At 64.1% G+C, this 21,562-nt stretch carries 19 protein-coding genes; 17 read left to right on the plus strand and 2 right to left on the minus strand.

Features of this window, described 5'->3' with window-relative positions; translation table 11 throughout:
* The first annotated feature begins 10 nt into the window (after positions 1-10).
* From GZ092_RS15940 to GZ092_RS15980, 9 genes are all read left to right on the plus strand, one after another.
* Entirely contained in the window at positions 11-796 is a 786-nt protein-coding gene (locus GZ092_RS15940) for an ABC transporter ATP-binding protein (protein WP_293637856.1), read from the plus strand.
* A 161-nt stretch (positions 797-957) separates the two neighbouring features.
* The gene (locus GZ092_RS15945) at positions 958-1,887 is read left to right on the plus strand and encodes a branched-chain amino acid ABC transporter permease (protein ID WP_293637858.1); all 930 of its coding nucleotides are present in this window, start codon (positions 958-960) and stop codon (positions 1,885-1,887) included.
* A 25-nt stretch (positions 1,888-1,912) separates the two neighbouring features.
* Positions 1,913-2,989, plus strand: a complete 1,077-nt coding sequence (locus tag GZ092_RS15950) for a branched-chain amino acid ABC transporter permease (RefSeq protein ID WP_293637860.1) — start codon at positions 1,913-1,915, stop codon at positions 2,987-2,989.
* Positions 2,990-3,055: 66 nt separating this feature from the next.
* A complete protein-coding gene (locus tag GZ092_RS15955; protein WP_293637862.1) occupies positions 3,056-4,384 on the plus strand; it encodes an ABC transporter substrate-binding protein in 1,329 nt (442 codons plus the stop codon).
* Between the two features lie 121 nt (positions 4,385-4,505).
* The gene (locus tag GZ092_RS15960; RefSeq protein WP_293637864.1) at positions 4,506-5,315 is read left to right on the plus strand and encodes an ABC transporter ATP-binding protein; all 810 of its coding nucleotides are present in this window, start codon (positions 4,506-4,508) and stop codon (positions 5,313-5,315) included.
* Positions 5,316-5,578: 263 nt separating this feature from the next.
* Positions 5,579-6,829: an AMP-binding protein gene (locus tag GZ092_RS15965; RefSeq protein ID WP_293637865.1), complete on the plus strand. Its 1,251-nt coding sequence runs from the start codon at positions 5,579-5,581 to the stop codon at positions 6,827-6,829.
* Positions 6,830-7,232: 403 nt separating this feature from the next.
* Positions 7,233-8,567, plus strand: a complete 1,335-nt coding sequence (locus tag GZ092_RS15970; protein ID WP_293637866.1) for a ferric reductase-like transmembrane domain-containing protein — start codon at positions 7,233-7,235, stop codon at positions 8,565-8,567.
* Positions 8,568-8,735: 168 nt separating this feature from the next.
* Positions 8,736-9,734 carry a tripartite tricarboxylate transporter substrate-binding protein gene (locus GZ092_RS15975; RefSeq protein ID WP_293637868.1) on the plus strand — a complete coding sequence of 333 codons (999 nt, stop codon included), beginning with the start codon at positions 8,736-8,738 and terminating at the stop codon, positions 9,732-9,734.
* A gap of 139 nt (positions 9,735-9,873) precedes the next feature.
* A complete protein-coding gene (locus GZ092_RS15980) occupies positions 9,874-10,887 on the plus strand; it encodes a tripartite tricarboxylate transporter substrate binding protein (RefSeq protein ID WP_293637917.1) in 1,014 nt (337 codons plus the stop codon).
* Positions 10,888-10,967: 80 nt separating this feature from the next.
* On the opposite strand, the gene GZ092_RS15985 is transcribed toward GZ092_RS15980, so the two are convergent.
* Positions 10,968-11,264, minus strand: coding sequence for a DUF1840 domain-containing protein (locus GZ092_RS15985; RefSeq protein ID WP_293637869.1), 297 nt, complete (start codon positions 11,262-11,264; stop codon positions 10,968-10,970).
* Between the two features lie 150 nt (positions 11,265-11,414).
* Here GZ092_RS15985 and GZ092_RS15990 point away from each other — a divergent pair, with 150 nt between their 5' ends.
* Entirely contained in the window at positions 11,415-12,167 is a 753-nt protein-coding gene (locus GZ092_RS15990) for a 2OG-Fe dioxygenase family protein (RefSeq protein WP_293637870.1), read from the plus strand.
* Positions 12,168-12,247: 80 nt separating this feature from the next.
* Here GZ092_RS15990 and sstT read toward each other — a convergent pair whose 3' ends face one another.
* Positions 12,248-13,483 carry a serine/threonine transporter SstT gene (gene sstT / locus GZ092_RS15995; protein ID WP_293637871.1) on the minus strand — a complete coding sequence of 412 codons (1,236 nt, stop codon included), beginning with the start codon at positions 13,481-13,483 and terminating at the stop codon, positions 12,248-12,250.
* Between the two features lie 176 nt (positions 13,484-13,659).
* On the opposite strand from sstT, the gene GZ092_RS16000 reads away from it, so the two are divergent.
* From GZ092_RS16000 to GZ092_RS16030, 7 genes are read left to right on the plus strand one after another with little or no spacing between them, the layout of a single operon-like run.
* Positions 13,660-16,155, plus strand: coding sequence for a bifunctional salicylyl-CoA 5-hydroxylase/oxidoreductase (locus tag GZ092_RS16000; RefSeq protein WP_293637872.1), 2,496 nt, complete (start codon positions 13,660-13,662; stop codon positions 16,153-16,155).
* Between the two features lie 31 nt (positions 16,156-16,186).
* Positions 16,187-16,678, plus strand: coding sequence for a MarR family transcriptional regulator (locus GZ092_RS16005; protein WP_293637873.1), 492 nt, complete (start codon positions 16,187-16,189; stop codon positions 16,676-16,678).
* Complete coding sequence (locus tag GZ092_RS16010) at positions 16,675-17,529, plus strand: enoyl-CoA hydratase family protein (protein ID WP_293637875.1); 855 nt, start codon at positions 16,675-16,677, stop codon at positions 17,527-17,529. Before GZ092_RS16005 ends, GZ092_RS16010 begins: the two co-directional genes overlap by 4 nt.
* A gap of 34 nt (positions 17,530-17,563) precedes the next feature.
* Positions 17,564-18,745 carry an acyl-CoA dehydrogenase family protein gene (locus tag GZ092_RS16015; protein WP_293637876.1) on the plus strand — a complete coding sequence of 394 codons (1,182 nt, stop codon included), beginning with the start codon at positions 17,564-17,566 and terminating at the stop codon, positions 18,743-18,745.
* Positions 18,742-20,394 carry an AMP-binding protein gene (locus tag GZ092_RS16020; protein ID WP_293637877.1) on the plus strand — a complete coding sequence of 551 codons (1,653 nt, stop codon included), beginning with the start codon at positions 18,742-18,744 and terminating at the stop codon, positions 20,392-20,394. Before GZ092_RS16015 ends, GZ092_RS16020 begins: the two co-directional genes overlap by 4 nt.
* A complete protein-coding gene (locus tag GZ092_RS16025; RefSeq protein WP_293637879.1) occupies positions 20,391-20,831 on the plus strand; it encodes a thioesterase family protein in 441 nt (146 codons plus the stop codon). The genes GZ092_RS16020 and GZ092_RS16025 overlap by 4 nt, the downstream gene beginning before the upstream one ends.
* Positions 20,828-21,223 carry a RidA family protein gene (locus GZ092_RS16030; protein WP_293637880.1) on the plus strand — a complete coding sequence of 132 codons (396 nt, stop codon included), beginning with the start codon at positions 20,828-20,830 and terminating at the stop codon, positions 21,221-21,223. Before GZ092_RS16025 ends, GZ092_RS16030 begins: the two co-directional genes overlap by 4 nt.
* The last annotated feature ends 339 nt before the right edge of the window (positions 21,224-21,562 follow it).

A 21,562-nucleotide genomic window follows, 5' to 3' on the forward strand; every position in this document is an offset into this window, starting at 1 on the left:
CATAAAAACCATGACAAAAAAGAAGACCGGCGACGTCATCCTGGACGTCAACAACATCAGCCTGCGCTTTGGCGGCGTCAAGGCGCTGACCGACATTTCCTTCAATGTGAAGGAGCATGAAATTCGCTCCATCATCGGCCCCAACGGCGCCGGCAAAAGCTCGATGCTCAACTGCATCAACGGCGTCTACACGCCGCAGGAAGGCTCGATCACCTTTCGCGGCAAGAAGTTCTCGCACATGTCTTCGCGCCAGGTGGCCGAGATGGGCGTGGCCAGAACCTTCCAGAATCTGGCGCTGTTCAAGGGCATGAGCGTGATCGACAACATCATGACCGGGCGCAACCTGAAGATCAAAAGCAACATCTTCATGCAGGCGCTGCGCATCGGTCCGGCCGAGCGCGAGGAAACACGCCACCGCGAATATGTCGAAGGCATCATCGATTTTCTGGAAATCCAGGCCTTTCGCAAGACACCGGTTGGCCAGCTGCCCTACGGCCTGCAAAAGCGCGTCGACCTGGGCCGCGCGCTGGCGATGGAGCCGCAGGTGCTGCTGCTCGACGAGCCGATGGCCGGCATGAACGTCGAGGAAAAGCAGGACATGTGCCGCTTCATCCTCGACGTGAACGAGGAATTCGGCACCACCATCGTGCTGATCGAGCACGACATGGGCGTGGTGATGGACATTTCCGACCGCGTGGTGGTGCTCGACTACGGCAAGAAGATCGGCGACGGCGAGCCCGAAGAAGTCCGTGCCAACCCGGACGTGATCAGCGCCTACCTCGGCACCAGCCATTGATATGACCCCCACGCTTGCCACTTCGTGTGCTGCACTGCCCCCCGAGGGGGCCGCTGCGCCTGCGGTCTGGCAAAGCCAGCCCCGCGGCCCCTGCTGGTGGGGAACGGATGCCCTCACGCTTGCTGCGCTGCTCCGCATTGAATCTTTAGGAGTTTGATTTCATGGCATTTTTTCTTGAAACCTTGATTGGCGGCCTCATGGCCGGCATGCTGTATTCGCTGGTGGCACTCGGCTTCGTGCTGATCTACAAGGCGTCGGGCGTGTTCAACTTTGCGCAGGGCGCGATGGTGCTGTTCGCGGCGCTGGCAATGGCCCGGTTTTCAGAGTGGATTCCGGTCTGGACCGGCATCAACAACCTGTTCGTCGCCAACCTGATCGCCTTTGCGATTGCCGGTGTGCTGATGTTCGTCGTCGCCTGGCTGATCGAGCGTCTGGTGCTGCGCCACCTGGTCAACCAGGAAGGCGCGACGCTGCTGATGGCCACGCTGGGCATTGCCTATTTTCTTGAAGGGCTGGGCCAGACGCTGTTCGGCAGCGACATCTACAAGATCGACATCGGCATGCCGAAGGACCCGATCTTCATGTTCGATACGGTGTTTCCGGGCGGCATCCTGGTGAACAAGGAAGACGTGATTGCCGCCGCCATCGCCGCCGGCCTGGTCATCCTGCTGAGCATCTTCTTTCAGAAAACCACCACCGGCCGCGCCCTGCGCGCCGTGGCCGATGACCACCAGGCCGCACAGTCCATCGGCATTCCGCTCAACCGCATCTGGGTCATTGTCTGGTGCGTGGCCGGTCTGGTCGCGCTGGTCTCCGGAATGATCTGGGGCTCCAAGCTGGGCGTGCAGTTCTCGCTGACAACCATTGCGCTGCGCGCCCTGCCGGTGGTGATCCTGGGCGGCCTGACTTCGGTGCCCGGAGCGATTCTGGGCGGCCTGATCATCGGCGTCGGCGAAAAGCTGTCCGAGGTCTACCTTGGCCCGTATGTGGGCGGCGGCATCGAGATCTGGTTTGCTTACGTGCTGGCACTGGTGTTTTTGCTGTTCCGTCCGCAAGGGCTGTTCGGCGAGAAGATCATTGATCGTGTTTAAGCCACAAGAAGAATAAGGAAACCCAATGCTCTACCGCGAAAACGGCCAGTTCAAGACGACCTACCGGGCCGACCAGCAGATATTCCCGATCACGCAGGACCGCGTCGCCATCGGCCTGATGCTGCTGTTTGCCTTTGTCGCCGTGCCGCTGATGGCCAGTGACTATCTCTACGCCTCGATCCTGATTCCGCTGGTCATCATGTCGCTGGCGGCCATCGGGGTGAATATCCTGGTCGGTTACTGCGGCCAGATTTCGCTCGGCTCGGGCGCATTCATGGCGGTCGGGGCTTACGGCGCGTACAACTTCTTTGTGCGCATTCCGGGCATGCCGCTGATTCCGACGGTCATATTGGGTGGTTTTTGTGCCATGGCCTTCGGCATTTTGTTTGGCTTGCCGAGCCTGCGCGTCAAGGGCCTGTACCTGGCCGTGGCCACGCTGGCGGCGCAATTCTTCAGCGACTGGATGTTCTTGCGCATCAAGTGGCTGACCAACGATTCGGCATCGGGCTCGGTGTCGGTCAGCCAGCTGCAGGTGTTCGGCCTGCCGATCCAGAGTCCGGTGTCCAAATACCTGCTCTGCCTGGCCATTCTGGTCGTCGTCGCCCTGCTGGCCAAGAACCTGGTGCGCGGCGCCATCGGCCGCGAGTGGATGGCGATCCGCGACATGGACGTGGCAGCCTCGGTCATCGGCATTCGTCCCATGTACGCCAAGCTCAGCGCCTTTGCGGTCAGCTCCTTCATCATCGGCATGGCCGGTGCGCTCTGGGCCTTTGTGCACCTGGGTTCGTGGGAGCCGGCGGCGTTTTCGGTCGAAATCTCGTTTCGCCTGCTGTTCATGGTGATCATCGGCGGCCTGGGCTCGATCATGGGCGCCTTCTTCGGCGCGGCCTTCATCGTCGTGCTGCCGATTGCACTGAACCGCTTCCTGCCGGCTTTCATGGGCCTGTTCGGCATCGATATTTCCACCGCCGGCGTGTCGCATGCCGAGCTGATGATTTTTGGCGGGCTGATCGTCTGGTTCCTGATCGTCGAGCCGCATGGCCTGGCCCGGCTGTGGTCGATGGCCAAACAGAAACTGCGCCTCTGGCCCTTCCCCCACTGAATGCATTCATTGCAAGACCCTCGTTTTTTCACCGTGCTTCAACACTTTTATTCCAAGGAGACATCCATGAAGCTTTCGAAACTCGTGATCGCTGCGGCCGTGGTCGCTGCAGGGGCAGCATCGCTGTCCACCAGCGCCTTTGCGCAGGCCAAGGAGCAGTTCTTCCCGCTGCTGTCCTACCGTACCGGCCCCTACGCGCCCAACGGCACACCCTGGGCCAACGGCAAGCAGGACTACATCAAGATGGTCAATGCGCGCGACGGCGGCATCAACGGCGTCAAGATCACCTATGAAGAATGTGAAACCGGTTATGCCACCGACCGCGGTGTGGAATGCTACGAACGCCTGAAAAATCGCCCCGGCGTGGCGCTGATCGACCCGCAGGCCACCGGCATCACCTTTGCGCTGACCGAAAAAGCCCCGGTGGACAAGATTCCGCTGCTCACGCTGGGCTATGGCCTGTCGGTGGCGCAGGACGGCATGGCGTTCAAGTGGAACTTTCCGCTCATGGGCAGCTACTGGACCGCTGCCGACATCCTGATCCAGCACATCGGCAAGAGCGCCGGCGGCCTGGACAAGCTCAAGGGCAAGAAAATTGCGCTGGTCTACCACGACAGCCCGTTCGGCAAGGAGCCGATTCCACTGCTGCAGGAACGCGCCAAGATGCACGGCTTCGAGTTGCAGCTGCTGCCCGTGACGGCACCCGGTGTCGAGCAGAAAGCCACCTGGCTGCAGGTGCGCCAGGCGCGCCCTGACTATGTGCTGCTGTGGGGCTGGGGCGTGATGAATTCCACCGCCCTGAAGGAAGCCCAAGCCACCGGCTTCCCGCGCGACAAGCTGTATGGCGTGTGGTGGGCCGGTGCAGAGCCTGATGTGCGCGACGTTGGCGATGGTGCCAAGGGCTACCAGGCGCTGGCGCTCAACGGCTCGGGCACCGAATCCAAGGTCATGAAGGACATCCTCAAGCTGGTGCACGACAAGGGCGAAGGCTCGGGTCCGAAGGACGAAGTGGGCTCGGTGCTGTACACCCGCGGCGCGATCATCCAGATGCTGAGTATCGAAGCGGTGCGCCGCGCGCAGGAACGCTATGGCAAGGGCAAGGTCATGACGGGCGAACAGGTGCGCTGGGGCCTGGAAAACCTGGCCCTTGACCAGAAAAAGCTGGACGCGCTGGGCTTTAGCGGCCTGATGCGTCCGCTCTCCACCAGCTGCGCCGACCACATGGGCTCGACCTGGGCACGCGTGCAGACCTGGGACGGCAAGAAGTGGAACATGACCTCCGACTGGTACCAGTCGGATGACCAGATCATCAAGCCGCTGGTCAAGGCCGGTGCCGACAAGTACCTGGCCGACAAGAAGCTGACGCGCCGCACCGCAGCGGACTGCCAGTCCTGAGATGACATTCGCGCCGGTGCGGCCTGGCCGCACCGGCGCGTGGTAGCTGCCAGGCGAGAGGCTTGCGAGCAGCCCTCCCGCCTGGCACCGACACAGACAGACACCGATACGGAGAAACCCCATGGAACCCAAAAAAATCGTTCTCAACGTCAACGGCATCGAGGTTATCTACAACCATGTGATCCTGGTGCTCAAGGGGGTCTCGCTGCAGGTGCCCGAAGGCAAGATCGTGGCCATCCTGGGCGGCAACGGAGCGGGCAAGACCACGACGCTGCGCGCCATCTCCAACCTGCTTCAGGGCGAGCGAGGCGAAGTCACCAAGGGCTCGATCGAGCTGCGCGGCGAGCGCATCGAGAGCCTGTCGCCGGCCGACCTGGTGCAGCGCGGCGTGGTGCAGGTCATGGAAGGGCGGCACTGCTTTGCCCACCTGACCATCGAGGAAAACCTGATGACCGGTGCCTACACCCGCAGCGACAAGGGCGAGATTGCCGCCAACCTGGAAAAGGTCTACAACTACTTTCCGCGCCTGAAGACGCGCCGCACCTCGCAGGCCGCCTACACCTCGGGCGGCGAGCAGCAGATGTGCGCGATTGGCCGCGCCATCATGACCAACCCGAGCATGGTGCTGCTCGACGAGCCGTCGATGGGGCTGGCGCCGCAGATCGTCGAGGAAGTGTTCAACATTGTGAAAGACCTGAACACCAAGGAAAAAGTCACCTTTTTGCTGGCCGAGCAGAACACCAACATGGCGCTGAAATACTCTGACTACGGCTACATCATGGAGTCGGGCCGCGTGGTGATGGACGGCATCGCCAGCGACCTGGCCAACAACGAGGACGTGAAAGAGTTCTACCTCGGCGTCGGCGGCGGTGAACGCAAGAGCTTCAAGGACGTGAAAAGCTACAAGCGCCGCAAGCGCTGGTTGGCTTGATGGCCCCCACGCTTGTCGCTTCGCGTACTGCGCTGCCCCCCGAGGGGGCCGCTGCGCCTGCAGTCTGGCGAAGCCAGTCCCGCGGCCCTGGCTGGGTTGGACTTGTCCCCACGCTTGTCGCTTGGCGTATTGCGCTTCTCCAGAATGAAGTTGCTGCCTCTGCACCCTCGCAAAGCTGGTTCTCTGTCCCTGCCTGGTTCCCTTGCGCCAATGAATTTAACCCGCTTCACCGCGTGCTTTAACGCTCAACCCAACACCCTTTCATGACATCACTCCACATGGATGCGCTGGAAACCCGCGCCCCCGCCGAACGCGAAGCCGCGTTGCTGGCCGCCCTGCCCGCGCAGATCGCCCATGCTCGCACCGCCTCGCCGGCTTTTGCCGAAATCCTGGCGGGTATTGACCCGGCCGCCATCACCAGCCGCGCGGCCCTGGCCACGCTGCCGGTCACACGCAAGTCCGAACTGCTGGCGCGCCAGCAGGCACAGCGTGGGCACAACGTGTTCGGCGGCTTCAGCACGATTGGTTTTGGCGCTGCCATGCCGCGCGTCTTTTCCAGCCCCGGCCCGATGTACGAGCCGGAAGGCACGCGGCGCGACTATTGGCGCATGGCACGCGCACTGTTTGCGGCGGGTTTCAGGCCTGGCGAACTGGTTCACAACAGCTTCAGCTACCACTTCGTACCGGCCGGCTCGATGATGGAAAGCGGCGCGCACGCGCTGGGCTGCAGTGTGTTCCCCGGCGGCACCGGACAGACCGAGCAACAGGTCCAGGCGATGGCCGAACTCAAGCCGGCAGGCTACATCGGCACACCGAGCTTCCTGAAAATCATCGTCGAAAAAGCCGCCGAAATGAACGTGGCGCTGCCCAGCGTGACCAAGGCGCTGGTGTCGGCCGAAGCCTTTCCGCCCAGCTTGCGCGACTGGCTGGCCGAGCGCGGCATTACCGGCTACCAGTGCTATGCCACCGCCGACCTGGGGCTGATTGCCTATGAAACCGAGGCCCGCGAAGGCCTGGTGATTGACGAAGGCGTGATCGTAGAGATCGTGCGTCCCGGCACCGGCGACCCGGTGGCCGAGGGCGAAGTCGGCGAACTGGTCGTGACCACGCTGAACCCCGACTACCCGCTGATCCGTTTTGGCACCGGCGACCTGTCGGCGGTGCTGCCGGGCCAATGCCCCAGCGGTCGCACCAACACCCGCATCAAGGGCTGGATGGGCCGGGCCGACCAGACCACCAAGGTGCGCGGCATGTTCGTGCATCCGGCGCAGGTCGCCGAGATTGCCCGGCGCTTTCCCGAAGTCATCAAGGCCCGGCTGGTGGTCAGCGGCGAGATGGCGAATGACACCATGAGCCTGCAGGTCGAGACCCGCTCTTCGCCGGACGGGCTGGACCAGCGCATCGGCGACGCGATCCGCGATGTCACCAAGCTGCGCGGCCAGGTCGAGCTGCTGGCACCCGGCAGCCTGCCCAACGACGGCAAGGTCATCGAAGACGCGCGCAGCTATCAATAACTTCGTTTCCGTTTCAATCGGGACTTGCGAAAACCTCCCCTTGGCTCGCGTCCTTCCTGTGCAGAAGGAAATGGCGCTTGCCTGGCGTTGAGATACATCAATGCGCGCCAGGATGCCTGTGCATACACTCGTCCCCAGCCACGGGTGAACGCCGTAGTGCTTCGATACCCGCAAGCCGGTCTTGCACGATGCCCCTTTGCCATCGCACAACCTGCTTGTCATCTGGCGGCCCATGTCCCCAACCGGCAGAGGGGGTGGCGCTACCCAACGGCGGTCAAACGCCCTGCTGGCCTATTTGGCCGCTCAAGCAAACACGCACGCCCCTGAAGCACGCATCCTGAACCGGGTATGCCGGCTTGCCTGGCGTGCGCAGACGCCCGTCACAAGCCATGAAAGACCGAACATGAAACGCATCAAACTCACTTTCTGGGCCTTGCTGGCCATGTGCTCGGCGTTATGGCTACTGGCCGACACCTTGCTGCCTGCCACGCTTGACTTCTTTTCGCTGCGCAGCGTATTCATCCAATTCACCGGCGTCCTCGGCATCGGCGCCATGAGCGCGGCCATGTGGCTCGCCGCCAGACCGAAATGGCTGGAGCCTCGGCTTGACGGGCTTGACAAGATGTACCGCCTGCACAAATGGCTGGGCATCGCGGCCCTGGTCCTGGCCGTCACGCACTGGTTATGGGCGCAGGGGGCGAAATGGATGGTGGGCTGGGGCTGGCTGGTCCGTCCGGCGCGTGGGCCACGGGTGCAGGGCGAGGGACTGGGTCCGGTTGAGCAGTTCCTGCGCAGCCAGCGCGGCCTGGCCGAGTCGCTGGGTGAATGGGCGTTTTATGCGGCCGTGGTGCTGATTGCACTGGCCCTGATCAAGCGCTTTCCGTACCGCCAGTTCGTCAAGCTGCACCAGTGGCTGGCCGTGGTTTATCTGGTGCTGGTATTTCACTCGGTGGTGCTGATGAAGTTCAGCTACTGGACCCAGCCAATCGGCGTTGTCATGGCGCTGTTGATGGCAGGCGGCGTGGTGGCGGCGCTGCTGGCCTTGTCCGGCCGCATCGGCGCGGGCCGGCGGACCCGGGGCACGATCGAATCGCTGACCTACTACCCCGAATTGCGCGTGCTCGAAACCGCCATCAAACTGCAGGACGGCTGGCGCGGTCATGAGGCCGGGCAATTCGCCTTCGTGACCTCCGACCGCCGCGAAGGCGCGCACCCCTACACCATCGCCTCCGCATGGACCGGCGACGGGCGCATCGTGTTCATCACCAAGGCGCTGGGCGACCACACCAGCCGCCTGCAGCAGCGCTTGAAAACAGGCGACGAGGTGAAGGTCGAAGGCCCCTATGGATGCTTCACTTTTACCGACCAGCATCCGCGCCAGATATGGGTGGGCGGCGGCATCGGCATCACGCCTTTTGTCGCCCGCCTGAAGGCCCTGGCCAACACGCCGGGGCACCAGGTCATCGACCTTTTCCACACCACCGCCGACTACGAGCAAGCCGCCATCGACAAGCTCGAAGCCGATGCCCGGGCCGCCAATGTTCGCCTGCACCTGCTGGTCAACAAGAGGGATGGCAGGCTGGATGCAGCGCGCATCCGCACTGCCGTGCCCGAGTGGCAGTCGGCCAGCGTCTGGTTCTGTGGTCCGGGCGCTTTTGGACAGGCACTGCGCCGGGACTTCATGGCCGCCGGGCTGGCGCCTGACGATTTTCACCAGGAACTGTTCGAAATGCGCTGAGGAAAATTCACGTGCGTACGGGGCACGCACCCCGGCTCCGCGCAGCGTCCTTGCTGGCGTCCTGCGCAAGGGTTTGCCGCCGGCAGAATACGGATTTCTAAGTAGTTTCCGCCATGTGCCGGATGAGCTCGGCATCTAGACTACATCCTTCATTCAAAGGACAAGTTCATGAAACGCCTGTTAGTTCTTGCCGCCGCTGCGGCCACCCTCTTCTCAGCTTTCCCGGCCAGCGCACAGACCTTTCCCGGCTCCAAGCCCATCACCTTTGTCGTGCCGTTTGCCGCAGGCGGCCCGACCGACCGCGTGGCGCGCGACCTGGCCGAAGCGATGCGCAAGTCCATGGGCGGCGGCGCCAACTTCGTCGTTGAAAACGTGAACGGTGCCGGTGGCACCATCGGCGCCAACAAGGTCGCCAAGGCCTCGCCCGACGGCCACACGCTGCTGCTGCACCACATCGGCATGGCCGCTGCGCCAGGCCTGTACCGCAAGCTGCAGTACAAGCCGCTGGAAGACTTTGAATACCTCGGCATGATCAATGAAGTGCCCATGACGCTGATCGGCAAGCCCCAGCTGGAGGCCAACAACTACCGCGACCTGGAAAACTACATTCGCGTCAATGCCGGAAAGCTCAACATCGCGCATGCCGGGCTGGGATCAGCCTCGCACCTGTGCGGCCTGATGTGGCAATCGGCCATCAATGCCAAGGAACCGATGACCACCATTCCGTTCGGCGGCACGGCGCCGGCGATGAATGCACTGGTCGGCGGCCAGGTTGACATGATGTGCGACCAGACCACCAACACCACCGGCCAGATCGAAGCCGGCCGCGTCAAGGCCTATGCCGTGACAACCTCCAAACCCCTGAAAAGCAACAAAGTGCTCAAGGACCTGCCGACCCTGCAGGAAATGGGCCTGAAGGGCTTTGACCTGACGATCTGGCACGGCCTGTACGCGCCCAAGGGCACGCCACCCGCCGTGCTGGCCCAGATCAATACCGCCTTGAAACTGGCACTCAAAGACCCTGACTTCATCAAAAAGCAGGAAGGCCTGGGCGCCGTCGTGGTGACCGACAAGCGCGTCGATCCCGCCGCGCACAAGGCTTTCGTGACGGCCGAGATCAACAAGCTCAAGCCGGTGATTGAAGCCGGCGGCAAGTTCGCCGACTGATCGCCTTTGGCACGCTGTGCTGCAAAGCCGCCCGGCACAAGCCCGGCGGCTTTTTTCATGGGCTCCCGGATTAACCCGGTTGAAACTGCAGCCCCGTACCGCTATGGTGAAAGCCAGACTACACACGGAGACCCTGTTGATGCCAAATTTCAAGCCGAATCGCCGCTCTGCGCTTGCCTGCACAGCACTTATTGCTACTATTTTCGCAGCAAACCCGGCCTGGAGCCAGACGCCCTGGCCGGCCCGCCCGGTCAAGATCGTCGTGCCGTTTGCGCCCGGCGGCACCACCGACATCCTGGCCCGCGCCATGGCACCCGAATTGCAGAAGGCCTTTGGCCAGCCCTTCGTGGTGGAAAACCGCGCTGGCGCGGGCGGCAACATCGGCGCCGACGTGGTGGCCAAGTCGGCGCCCGACGGCTACACGCTGCTGATGGGAACCGTCGGCACGCACGGCATCAACAAGGCGCTGTACAGCAAGCTTGCCTTTGACCCGCAAAAGGACTTTGCGCCGATCACGCTGGTGGCCGGCGTGCCCAACGTGATGGTGGTCAATGCCGAAAAAGCCAAGGCGGCGGGCATCAACAACGTGACCGACTTCATTCGCGCGGCCAAGGCGAACCCTGGCAAGTTCAACATGGCGTCCAGCGGCAACGGCACCTCGATCCACATGGCCGGCGAGCTGTTCAAGACCATGAGCGGCATCCACATGGTTCATTTCCCCTACGGTGGCTCGGGCCCGGCCCTGATGGCGATGGTGGGCGGCGACATCGATGTGATGTTCGACAACCTGCCGTCGTCGATGCAGCTGATCAAGTCGGGCAAGCTCAAGGCGCTGGCCGTGACCAGCGCGCAGCGTTCGGCCGCGCTGCCCGACGTGCCGACGGTCGAGGAAGCCGGCGGCCCGGCGCTCAAGGGCTTCGAGGCCAGTTCCTGGTTCGGCCTGCTGGCGCCTGCCGGCACGCCGCCTGACATCATCAACCGCATCCAGCAGGAGGCAGCCAAATCGCTCGGCACGCCGGCCATCAAGGAAAAGCTGCTGGCGCAGGGCGCCATTCCCGGTGGCAACACGCCCGAGCAGTTCACCGCTTTCATCAACGCCGAACACAAGAAATGGGCGCAGGTGGTGAAGACCTCGGGAGCCAAGGTCGATTGACGCGGCTCTTGCCGCCAGACGCAAAAAAGCCCCGTTGCCGGGGCTTTTTCAATTCGGCGCAAGTAGCGGCCTGGACAGGCTTAAACGCCCCAGACCACTTCCTGGCCGGCCTGGATGTTCCAGCGCAGCATGTCGATGAAGGGCTTGGCGCGCTGATGCAGGCCAACGCCTTCGGGCAGGCCCTCGCCGTCCTTGTCGTCGCCCGACTCTTCGAGCTTGATGGCGGCCTCCAGCGCCTTGACGGCGGCGGGCATCTGCTCGGGCAGGATGATGCCGCGCGGGCCGGGCGTCTTGCCGATGATTTCCAGCACCTGCCGGCCGTTGGGCTCCAGCATGATCACATCGCCCATATTTTTTGACTTGAATCTGTACAGCATCGAATACGCCTCCTCAGGTTGAAACACTGGCGTGATTATCCGCAGCTTTTGCGCGCCTGTATGTAGGTGACTGCCACGTCCTGCAGCCGCCCGCAGGCGGCGCCAGGCGCGCGCCCTTCAGGCCGACGGGCATCAAGCAAAATAGCGGACATGTTCAATATTGCCACCGTTCAAAAACCCGCCGACCAGGCCCTGCGCCAGGACGGACTGAGCCTGCTGCTGCCGGCTGATTTCCCCGCCAGCCTGAAGCTTGAAGTGCCGCAGTGGCAGCACGGCTGGAATGACCTGACCGCTTCCTGGAACCGGCTGCCGCCCGACGCGCACCTCAAGGATGGCGGCCACTACCGCCGCCGCCGCCATGCCTGCTTCGTTCAGACACTGGACAGCGGCGCGCTTGAGCAGACGCCGCACCGGGCGCACTGGCAGCCGACCGACTACAACGCGCTGCATGGCGGGTTCGAGCGCTGGTTCGACCCGGTCGAGCCGGCCATCGCCGAAGCACCGGCCTGGCAGGAGCTGCTGGCCAGCCTGGGCCGGCTGTTTGCGCAGGTCAAGGCGGTGCCGCGCTGGTACATCGAAGCGCACCAGTTCCGCATCGACACCACCGAAGGCGTGGGCCGGCCGACGCCCGAGGGCGCGCACCGCGACGGCGTGGATTTTGTCGTCGTGCTGCTGGTGGCGCGGCGCGGCGTCAAGGGTGGCGAAACCCGCGTTTTCGATGCCCACGGCCCGCATGGCATGCGCTTCTTGATGCAGGAGCCGCTGACGGCGCTGCTCATGGACGACGAGCGGGTGATCCACGAAACCACGCCGATCTTCCCGGCCGACGGCCAGGACCGGCAAGGCGGCGTGCGCGACACGCTGGTGCTGACCTACCGGGCAGACGGCTTCCAGGCGCCCTGAAAATCTGAAATGACGCAAATCGCTGTTCAGCGGCCGCTGACACCGCCAGGCCGGCGGTCAGCGTCAACACAGCAACAGGCTCATGAAAGCGGGGTGGCGGGCAGGTCCACCTCGCGCGGACAGGCAGCGGCGGTGAACAGCACGTCGGTCGATGAATTGAGCGCGGTTTCCGCCGCATCCTGCACCACGCTGATGACAAAACCAATTGCCACCACCTGCATGGCCACATCCGCCGAAATACCAAACAGGCTCAGCGCCATCGGAATCAGCAGCAGCGAGCCGCCCGCCACGCCAGAGACCCCGCACGCAGCCAGCGAAGCCACCACGCACAGCAGCAACGCCGTAGGAATGTCAACGCCAAGGCCTACCGTGTGGACGGCCGCGAGCGTCATCACGGTGATGGTGATGGCCGCGCCCGCCATGTTGATGGTTGCGCCCAGGGGAATCGAGATCGAGTAGGTGTCGGCATGCAGGTTCAGGCGTTTGCACAGCGCCATGTTGACCGGAATGTTGGCCGCCGAGCTGCGCGTGAAAAAGGCCGTGACGGCGCTTTCGCGCAGGCAGGTGAACACCAGCGGGTAAGGGTTGCGGCGCATGGCCAGAAAGACAATGAACGGGTTCATGACCAGCGCGACGAACAGCATGCAACCCACCAGCACCAGCAGCAGCCGGCCGTAGCCCAGCAGCGCGCCCAGGCCCGACGTGGCCAGCGTGCCGGCCACCAGGCCGAAAATACCCAGCGGGGCAAAACCAATCACCACCCTGACAATGCGCGACACCGCCCCGGACAGGTCCAGCAGCAGGGTGCGCGTGCTCAGGCTGGCATGCCTGAACGCCATGCCCAGCCCGATGGACCAGGTCAGGATGCCGATGAAATTCGCCTCGGCCAGCGCCTGGACCGGGTTGGCGACCGCGCTCAGCAGCAGGTTGCGCAAAACGCCCAGAATGTCGCCGGGCGGCGCGCCGACAGCGGGTGGCGCGTTGAGCACCAAGGTCGTCGGAAAGGCAAAGCTGGCCATCACGGCCACCACAGCCGCACCCAGCGTGCCGATCAGGTAGAGCAGCAAGATGGGCCGGATGTGCGTCGGCTGGCCGCGCTGGTGACCGGCAATGGACGCCGCCACGAGCACGAACACCAGCACCGGCGCTACGGCCTTCAGCGCGGCGATGAACAGGTCACCCAGCAAGGCAACAGCGCGCGCAGCGGCAGGCGCCAGCAGCGCCAGCGCGATGCCGCAGATTAGGCCGATGACGATCTGGCTGATCAGCGACATACGCAAAAGAGAAAGGGGAAACGGTCGGTTGCTTGAAGTCATGCCAGGGAGTCCATCGTCAAAAGGTTTGCAGCGGCGGCTGCCTGTTTTGAGTGTAGCTTTGCGCCACAAGCATTTTTCGCGCGGCCGCGGGAGGCATTCAGTCAAGAAACCCGCTTGACGAATTTACTTTAAACCTAAACAATTAAGGCTGTATCAATTCACGAGGCACGTATTGCATGCACATCCTTTGCCTGGGCGGCGGTCCCGCCGGTTTGTATTTCAGCCTGCTGATGAAGCGGCAAGACCCTTCCCTCCAGGTCACGGTGGTCGAGCGCAACCGCCCTTTCGACACCTTTGGCTGGGGCGTGGTGCTGTCGGACCAGACACTGGCCAACCTGCAGGCGGCCGACCCGGACAGCGCGAAGCTGATCGGCGACGCCTTCAACCACTGGGACGACGTCGAGATGTTCTTCAAGGGCACCGCAGTGCGTTCGGGCGGTCACGGGTTTTGCGGCATTGGCCGCAAGCGGCTGCTCAACATCCTGCAGGACCGCTGCCTGGCGCTCGGCGTCGATCTGGTGTTCGAGACTGACGTGAGCGACGACCAGGCAATCGCCGCGCAGTACGACGCCGACCTGGTGATTGCCTGCGACGGGCTGAACAGCCGAATCCGCAGCCGCTATGCCGACAGCTTCCAGCCCGATGTGGAATTGCGAAACTGCCGCTTTGTCTGGCTTGGCACGCACCAGACCTTTGACGCCTTCACCTTTGCCTTCGAGCAGACCGAGCACGGCTGGTTTGCCGCCCATGCCTACCAGTTCGACGCCACCACCTCGACCTTCATCGTCGAAACGCCCGAAGCGGTCTGGAAGGCACACGGCCTGGACCAGATGAGCCAGCAGGACGGCATTGCGTTTTGCGAGCGGCTGTTTGCCAGGTACCTCGGCGGCCACGCACTCATGAACAATGCCACGCATGTGCGCGGCTCGGCCATCTGGATCCGCTTTCCGCGCGTGGTCTGCGGGCATTGGGTGCACCACGAAACCATACAAGGCAAACGCGTGCCCATCGTGCTGATGGGCGACGCGGCGCACACCGCGCACTTTTCGATCGGCAGCGGCACCAAGCTGGCGCTCGAAGACGCGATCGAGCTGGCGCGCTGCCTGGCCGGGCAACCCGACCTCGAAGCCGCGCTGCAGACTTACGAAGCCGTGCGCTCGGTCGAGGTGCTGAAGATCCAGAACGCCGCACGCAACTCGACCGAATGGTTTGAAAACGTCGAACGCTACAGCAGCCTGGAAGCCGAGCAGTTCTTCTATTCGATGATGACCCGTTCGCAGCGCATCAGCCACGAGAATCTGCGCGTGCGCGATGCCACCTGGCTGCAAGGCTATGAGCAGTGGCTGGCTGAAAAAGCCCCCACGCTTTTCACTTCGTGTCATGCGCTGCCCCCCGAGGGGGCCGCTGCGCCTGCGGTCCGGCAAAGCCGGTCCCGCGGCCCCGGCTTGAAAGACGAGGCGCCGTTGAAGGACGGCCTTGGACAGGCTGAGGAAAACCGCGAAAGTGTGGCGAGCGCCAAGTCCAGGTCCGTGCCACCCATGTTGCTGCCGCTGACGGTGCGTGGCTTGACGCTGAAAAACCGCATCGTCGTCTCGCCCATGGCGATGTACAGCGCGGTCGAGGGCGTGCCGCAGGACTTTCACCTGGTGCACTTGGGCGCGCGGGCGCTGGGCGGCGCGGCGCTGGTGTTCGTGGAAATGACGTCGCCCGAGCCCGAGGGCCGCATCACGCCGGCCTGCACCGGCCTGTGGAACGACACGCAGATGCTGGCCTTCAAGCGGATTGCCGATTTCGTCCATGCCTCGGGCACGGGCGCGAAGATCGGGCTGCAGCTCGGCCACAGCGGCCCCAAGGGCTCGACCCAGGTCGGCTGGGAATCGCCCGACGAACCATTGCCTGAAGGCAACTGGCCGCTGCTGGCCGCCAGCGCCGTGGCGTATGGCCCGACCAACCAGGTGCCGCAGGCCATGACGCTCGGCGACATGCAGCGCCTGAAGGACAAGTTTGTGCAGTCCGCGCGGCGCGCAGTCGAAGCCGGTTTTGACTGGCTGGAACTGCACTGCGCGCACGGCTATCTGCTGTCGAGTTTCATCACGCCGCTGACCAACCAGCGCAGCGACGACTACGGCGGCAGTCTGGAAAACCGCTGCCGCTACCCGCTCGAAGTGTTCAGCGCCCTGCGTGCGGTGTGGCCCGCGCACCTGCCGATGAGCGTGCGCATTTCCGCCCACGACTGGGCACCCGGCGGCAATACCGACGACGACGCGGTGCAAATTGCCCGGCTGTTCAAGGCCGCCGGTTGCGATGTCATCGACGTGTCGTCGGGCCAGACCACGCGCGCGGCCCAGCCGGTCTATGGCCGCATGTACCAGACGCCGTTTGCCGACCGCATCCGCAACGAGGTCGGCATCCGGACGATGGCGGTTGGCGCGATTTCCGAGGCCGACCAGGTCAACAGCATCATTGCCGCCGGTCGCGCCGACCTGTGCGCCATTGCCCGCCCGCACCTGGCCGACCCGGCCTGGACGCTGCATGAAGGAGCCAGACTGCAAAGCCGGCAGCTGGACTGGCCCAAGCCGTACCTGAGCGGCCGGGACCAGCTCTACCGCGAGGTTTTCAAGCAGAAAACGGCAATTGCGCAAGCTCCATCTACCCAGACAGCTATCGAATAAGTAGCGCTCAATGGACAACAGGAACAAACCGATGGACATGGAAGCACGCGGCCACAGCGAGCACCCCGAAGCCCTGCGCCTGTGGCTGCGCATGCTGACGCTGACGCAGCTGATTGAAAAGCAGGTGCGCACCCAGTTGCGCGAGCAGTTCGGCACCACGCTGCCGCGCTTTGACCTCATGGCGCAGCTCGAACGCAAGCCCGATGGCCTGAAGATGAACGAGCTGTCGCGCCGCATGATGGTGACCGGCGGCAACGTCACCGGGATCACCGACCAGCTGGTGGCCGAAGGGCTGGTCGAACGCATCGAGGTTGAAGGCGACCGCCGCGCCTACCGGGTGTGCCTGACGACGCGCGGCCGCAGCCTGTTTGCAGACATGGCGCGCCAGCATGAAGGCTGGATCGTCGCCGCTTTTGAAGGCCTGTCGCCCGCCGAGGTCGAAGCCCTGCACCAGCTGCTCGGCAAGGTCAAGCAGCATTACCACCTCGACACTTCACTCGAAACCCCATTGGAAAGTGCATGAAACACTACATCGGCCCGGCCAATCCCATGCATGCGCAGTTCGATGCGCTGGCTGCCTACCAGGCGCAGCATTTCGCCTACGCCTTTGACAGCGGCGTTGCCACACTGACGCTGAATCGCCCGGAGCGCAAGAATCCGCTGACCTTTGAATCCTATGCCGAGCTGCGCGACCTGTTTCGCGCGCTGAACTACGCCACCGACGTGAAGGTCATCGTGCTGACCGGCGCCGGTGGCAACTTTTGCTCGGGCGGCGACGTGCATGAAATCATCGGGCCGCTGACGAAAATGACGATGCCCGAACTGCTCGAATTCACCCGCATGACGGGCGACCTGGTCAAGGCGATGCGCGCCTGCCCGCAGCCCATCGTGGCGGCGATTGACGGCATCTGCGCCGGTGCCGGCGCGATGATGGCGCTGGCGTCCGACCTGCGGCTGGGAACGGCGCAGGCGCGCACCGCCTTTTTGTTCACCCGCGTCGGCCTGGCCGGCGCCGACATGGGCGCCTGCGCGCTGCTGCCGCGCCTGATCGGCCAGGGCCGGGCGTCGGAGCTGCTGTTCACCGGCCGCGCCATGAACGCCGACGAAGGTCTGCAGTGGGGCTTTTTCAATGCGCTGCATGCGCCCGAAGCGTTGATGGAAGCTGCGCAAAAGCTGGCGCGCGACCTGGCCAGCGGCCCGAGCTTCGCACACGCCATGACCAAGACCATGCTGCACCAGGAGTGGGCCATGACGCTGGACCAGGCCATCGAGGCCGAGGCGCAGGCACAGGCGATCTGCATGCAGACGCAGGACTTCACCCGCGCCTACGAAGCCTTTGCCGCCAAAGAAAAACCGGTGTTTCAGGGCGACTGAACCCGAGCATCACGCCCGCAGAAAGATCTAGCCCATGACCCCCACGACCACCCACCTGACGCTGCCTTTCTTTGACGACGTTCACCGCGAACTCGGCGCGCGGCTGGCCGGCTGGATTCCAGACCAGCAGGTCGATGAACGCGACGACAGGCAGGCCTGCCGTGCATGGGTGAAACGGCTGGCCGACGCGGGCTGGCTGCGCTATTGCGTGCCTAGCGGCATCGACGGCGCATTGGGTGGCGCGCTGCCCGCGCTCGACTCGCGGGCGCTGGTCATCCTGCGCGAGACACTCGCCTTTCACTCGCCGCTGGCCGATTTTGCGTTCGCCATGCAGGGTCTGGGCAGCGGCGCGATCACGCTGGCAGGCACGCCGGCGCAGCAGGCCGCTTACCTGCCGCTGGTCGCCAGCGGCGCAAAAATAGCCGCCTTCGCACTGAGCGAAGCCGATGCCGGGTCGGACGCCGGCGCGATGACGACACGTGCGACCCAGGCCGAGGGCGGCTGGGCCGTCAACGGCAGCAAGACCTGGATCAGCAACGGCGGCATCGCAGATTTCTACGTCACCTTTGCCAAGACCGACCCCGGCGCGGGCACGCGCGGCATCACCGCCTTCATCATCGACGCCGACGCGCCCGGCCTGGACGCCAGCGAGCACATCGCCGTGATGTCGCCGCACCCGCTGGCGACGCTTCAGTTCACCGATTGCCGGCTGGACGGCGGCGCGCAACTCGGGCTGCTCAACGGCGGCTTCCGGCTGGCGATGCAGACGCTGGACATTTTCCGCGCCTCGGTGGCGGGCGCGGCGCTGGGCATGGCGCGGCGCGCACTGCAAGAGGCGGTGCGGCATGCCAGGACCCGCCAGATGTTCGGCCAGACGCTCGCCGACTTTCAACTGACGCAGGCCAAAGTCGGCGAAATGGCCGCGCTGGTCGATGCGGCGGCGCTGCTGACCTACCGCGCCGCCTGGCTGCGCGACGAAGGCGAACGCCAGGGCAACCCGGTGCGGGTGACAGCGGAAGCCGCCATGGCCAAGATGACCGCCACCGAAAACGCCCAGCGCGTCATCGACATGGCGCTGCAATTGCACGGTGGCCTGGGCGTGAAGGTCGGCACCAAGGTCGAAAGCCTGTACCGCGACATCCGCGCATTGCGCATTTACGAAGGCGCCACCGAAGTTCAGCAACTCATCATTGGCAAGGCGGTACTGCAATCATGAACACCACTTCCGCGTCAACGTCCGCTCCGGCTCACAGCGCAGCGTCTGCGCAGACCGACCGCTTCGTGCACGACCGCCTGCCGCCGCCGGACCAGTGGCCCCGGCGCGTCTATCTGCCGGGCAGCGACATCCCGGAACAGGCCAACCTGGTCGAGGTGCTGTTCAGCCGGGCTTTTCAAAACGGCCATGCCGACCGGCCGATGCTGCGCTCGGACCGCATCACGCTGAGCTATGCCGATGCCCTGGACCGTGTCAAGCGCATCGCGCAGGTGCTGACCGAGGATTTCGGGCTGGTCCCCGGCAACCGCGTGCTGCTGCGCGGCGGCAACTCGATCGGCATGGCGCTGGCCTGGCTGGCGGTGGTGCTGGCCGGCGGGGTGGCGGTCGCCGGCATGCCGCTGCTGCGCGCCAAGGAACTTGGCGAAATCATTGCCAAGGCCCAGCCCCTGCTGGCGCTGTGCGACGGCGCACTGCTGGAAGAACTGGAGATTGCCCAGTCGCGAGGCGGCACGCTGCAGACCATCATTCCCTTCAACCTGATGAACGCACCCGGCTCGATGGCGGTGCTGTCGGCGCAAAAGGACGGCCATTTCACGCCCTGCCCGACCGCCAGCGACGACATCGCCCTGATGGCCTTCACCTCGGGCACCACCGGCAGCCCCAAGGCGGCGGTGCACAGCCACCGCGACGTGCTGGCCGCGTGCGAAGCCTGGCCGCGCCATGTGCTGCAGGCACGGCCCGACGACATCGTCATGGGCTCGCCGCCACTGGCCTTCACCTTCGGGCTGGGCGGCCTGCTGATCTTTCCGATGTGGGCCGGCGCGTCGGTGTACTACCCGTCGATTCCCTACACACCCGAAGCGATGGTCCAGCTGATCCAGCAGGTCGGCGCGACGATCTGCTACACCGCACCGACGTTCTACCGGCAGATGGCCGCGTTTGCCCGGCTGCATGGCGTACCGGATTTGCGCCTTTGCGTGAGCGCCGGTGAAAGCCTGCCAGACGCCACGCGCCAGCTCTGGAAGGACGCCACCGGCATCGAGATCATCGACGGCATCGGCGCGACCGAGATGTTCCACATCTTCATTTCCTCATCTCCCGGCGAGGTGCGGCCGGGCGCCATCGGCAAGGTCGTGCCCGGCTACACCGCGAAAGTGGTGGATGACAGCGGCGCGGAAGTGCCGCACGGACACATCGGCCGGCTGGCAGTGATCGGTCCGACCGGCTGCCGCTACCTGGACGACGAGCGCCAGCGCAACTATGTGAAAGACGGCTGGAACTTCCCCGGCGACGCCTTCACGCAGGACGCGGACGGCTATTTTTTCTACCAGGCACGCGATGACGACCTGATCATCACCGCCGGCTACAACGTCGCCGGCCCGGAGGTCGAGGACGCGCTGCTCAAGCACCCGGCAGTGGCCGAATGCGGCGTGGTCGGCGTTCCCGATGCCGACCGGGGCATGGTCGTGAAGGCCTTTGTGGTGCTCAGGCCCGGCCATACGGGCGACGCCGCCCAGGTCAAGGCCCTGCAGGCGCATGTCAAGGCGATGCTGGCGCCGTTCAAGTACCCGCGCCAGATCGCCTTCCTCCTGCAATTGCCGCGCACCGAAACCGGCAAGCTTCAGCGCTTCAAGCTGCGCCAGCCATGAAGTTCACCGTCCACAAGCGCGTACGCTTTCAGCATTGCGACCCGGCGGGCATTGTTTTTTACCCGCAGTTCTATGTGCTGCTGCACGAGGTGCAGGAAGACTTCCTGGCGCATATCGGGTTCCCCGAGCATGACCTGATTGCCAGAGGCATGGGCCTGCCCATCGTTGACATGAAGACCGAATTCCTCGGCATGTGCCGCCATGGCGATGCACTCAGCCTGACGCTGGAGCTGACGCGCCTCGGTGGCGCCAGCTTGGGCATGCACTATGAAATTCATGCTTCCCCGCTTACCCCAGGCGGGTCAACCGCTATTAAATTAAGAGCGCAAGGCGTGGTCGTCCATTCAACCGTTCCGCAGGGCAAACCGGTGCGCATCCCTGACGATTTGCGCCTGGCCCTGCGGCCCTACCTCCAGACCCTGTCGGAAACACCATGATCACCAGACTCCAGCCGCCCGACTGGGCCGAACCCAGGGGCTATGCCAACGGCATTTTGGCGCGTGGCGCCCTGCTGTTTGTCGGCGGCCAGATCGGCTGGAACGCGCAGCAGCGCTTTGAAAGCGACGATTTTGTCGCCCAGACCCGGCAGGCCCTGCAAAACATCGGCGCTGTCCTGAAAGCCGGCGGCGCCGGTCCCGAGCACATGGTGCGCATGACCTGGTACATCGTTGACCGGGTCGAATACAACGCCCGGCTGAAAGACATTGGCGCGGTTTACCGCGAAGTCATGGGCCGGAACTTTCCGGCGATGACCTGCGTGCAGGTCGCGGCGCTGGTCGAGACCCAGGCCAAGGTCGAGATCGAGGTGACGGCCGTGCTGCCGGCATGAAACCCGGCGCCGCCAGCGCTTTGTGCAAGCAAGGCCAGGCTGTTCATGCCGGCTCCGGTCATCCCGACGAAAGACGGGCTGAAGACCGGCCGGCGCGTCGTATCGTCGCGCTTCATTTCGACGTGTTCGCAACAAGTTGTTGCTGGCAGTTCACGTTGCGTTAACACAGTCGCAGCCAAAAAAGCCTTGTTTTGCAGGCACTGAAAAAAGCAAGGCCGACTCGCTGCAGGGCAGTTCTCTCCCCTGAACAGCCGTTTTACCAACCGTTTCAGCACCTTTGGCGGCCGGCTGAATGAGCCGCGACGCAGCCCGCCGGTGCGCTGTTACTTGCTATTTCGC

The sequence above is a fragment of the Polaromonas sp. genome, assembly GCF_010365105.1.
In the GTDB taxonomy this organism is placed as follows: domain Bacteria; phylum Pseudomonadota; class Gammaproteobacteria; order Burkholderiales; family Burkholderiaceae_C; genus Polaromonas.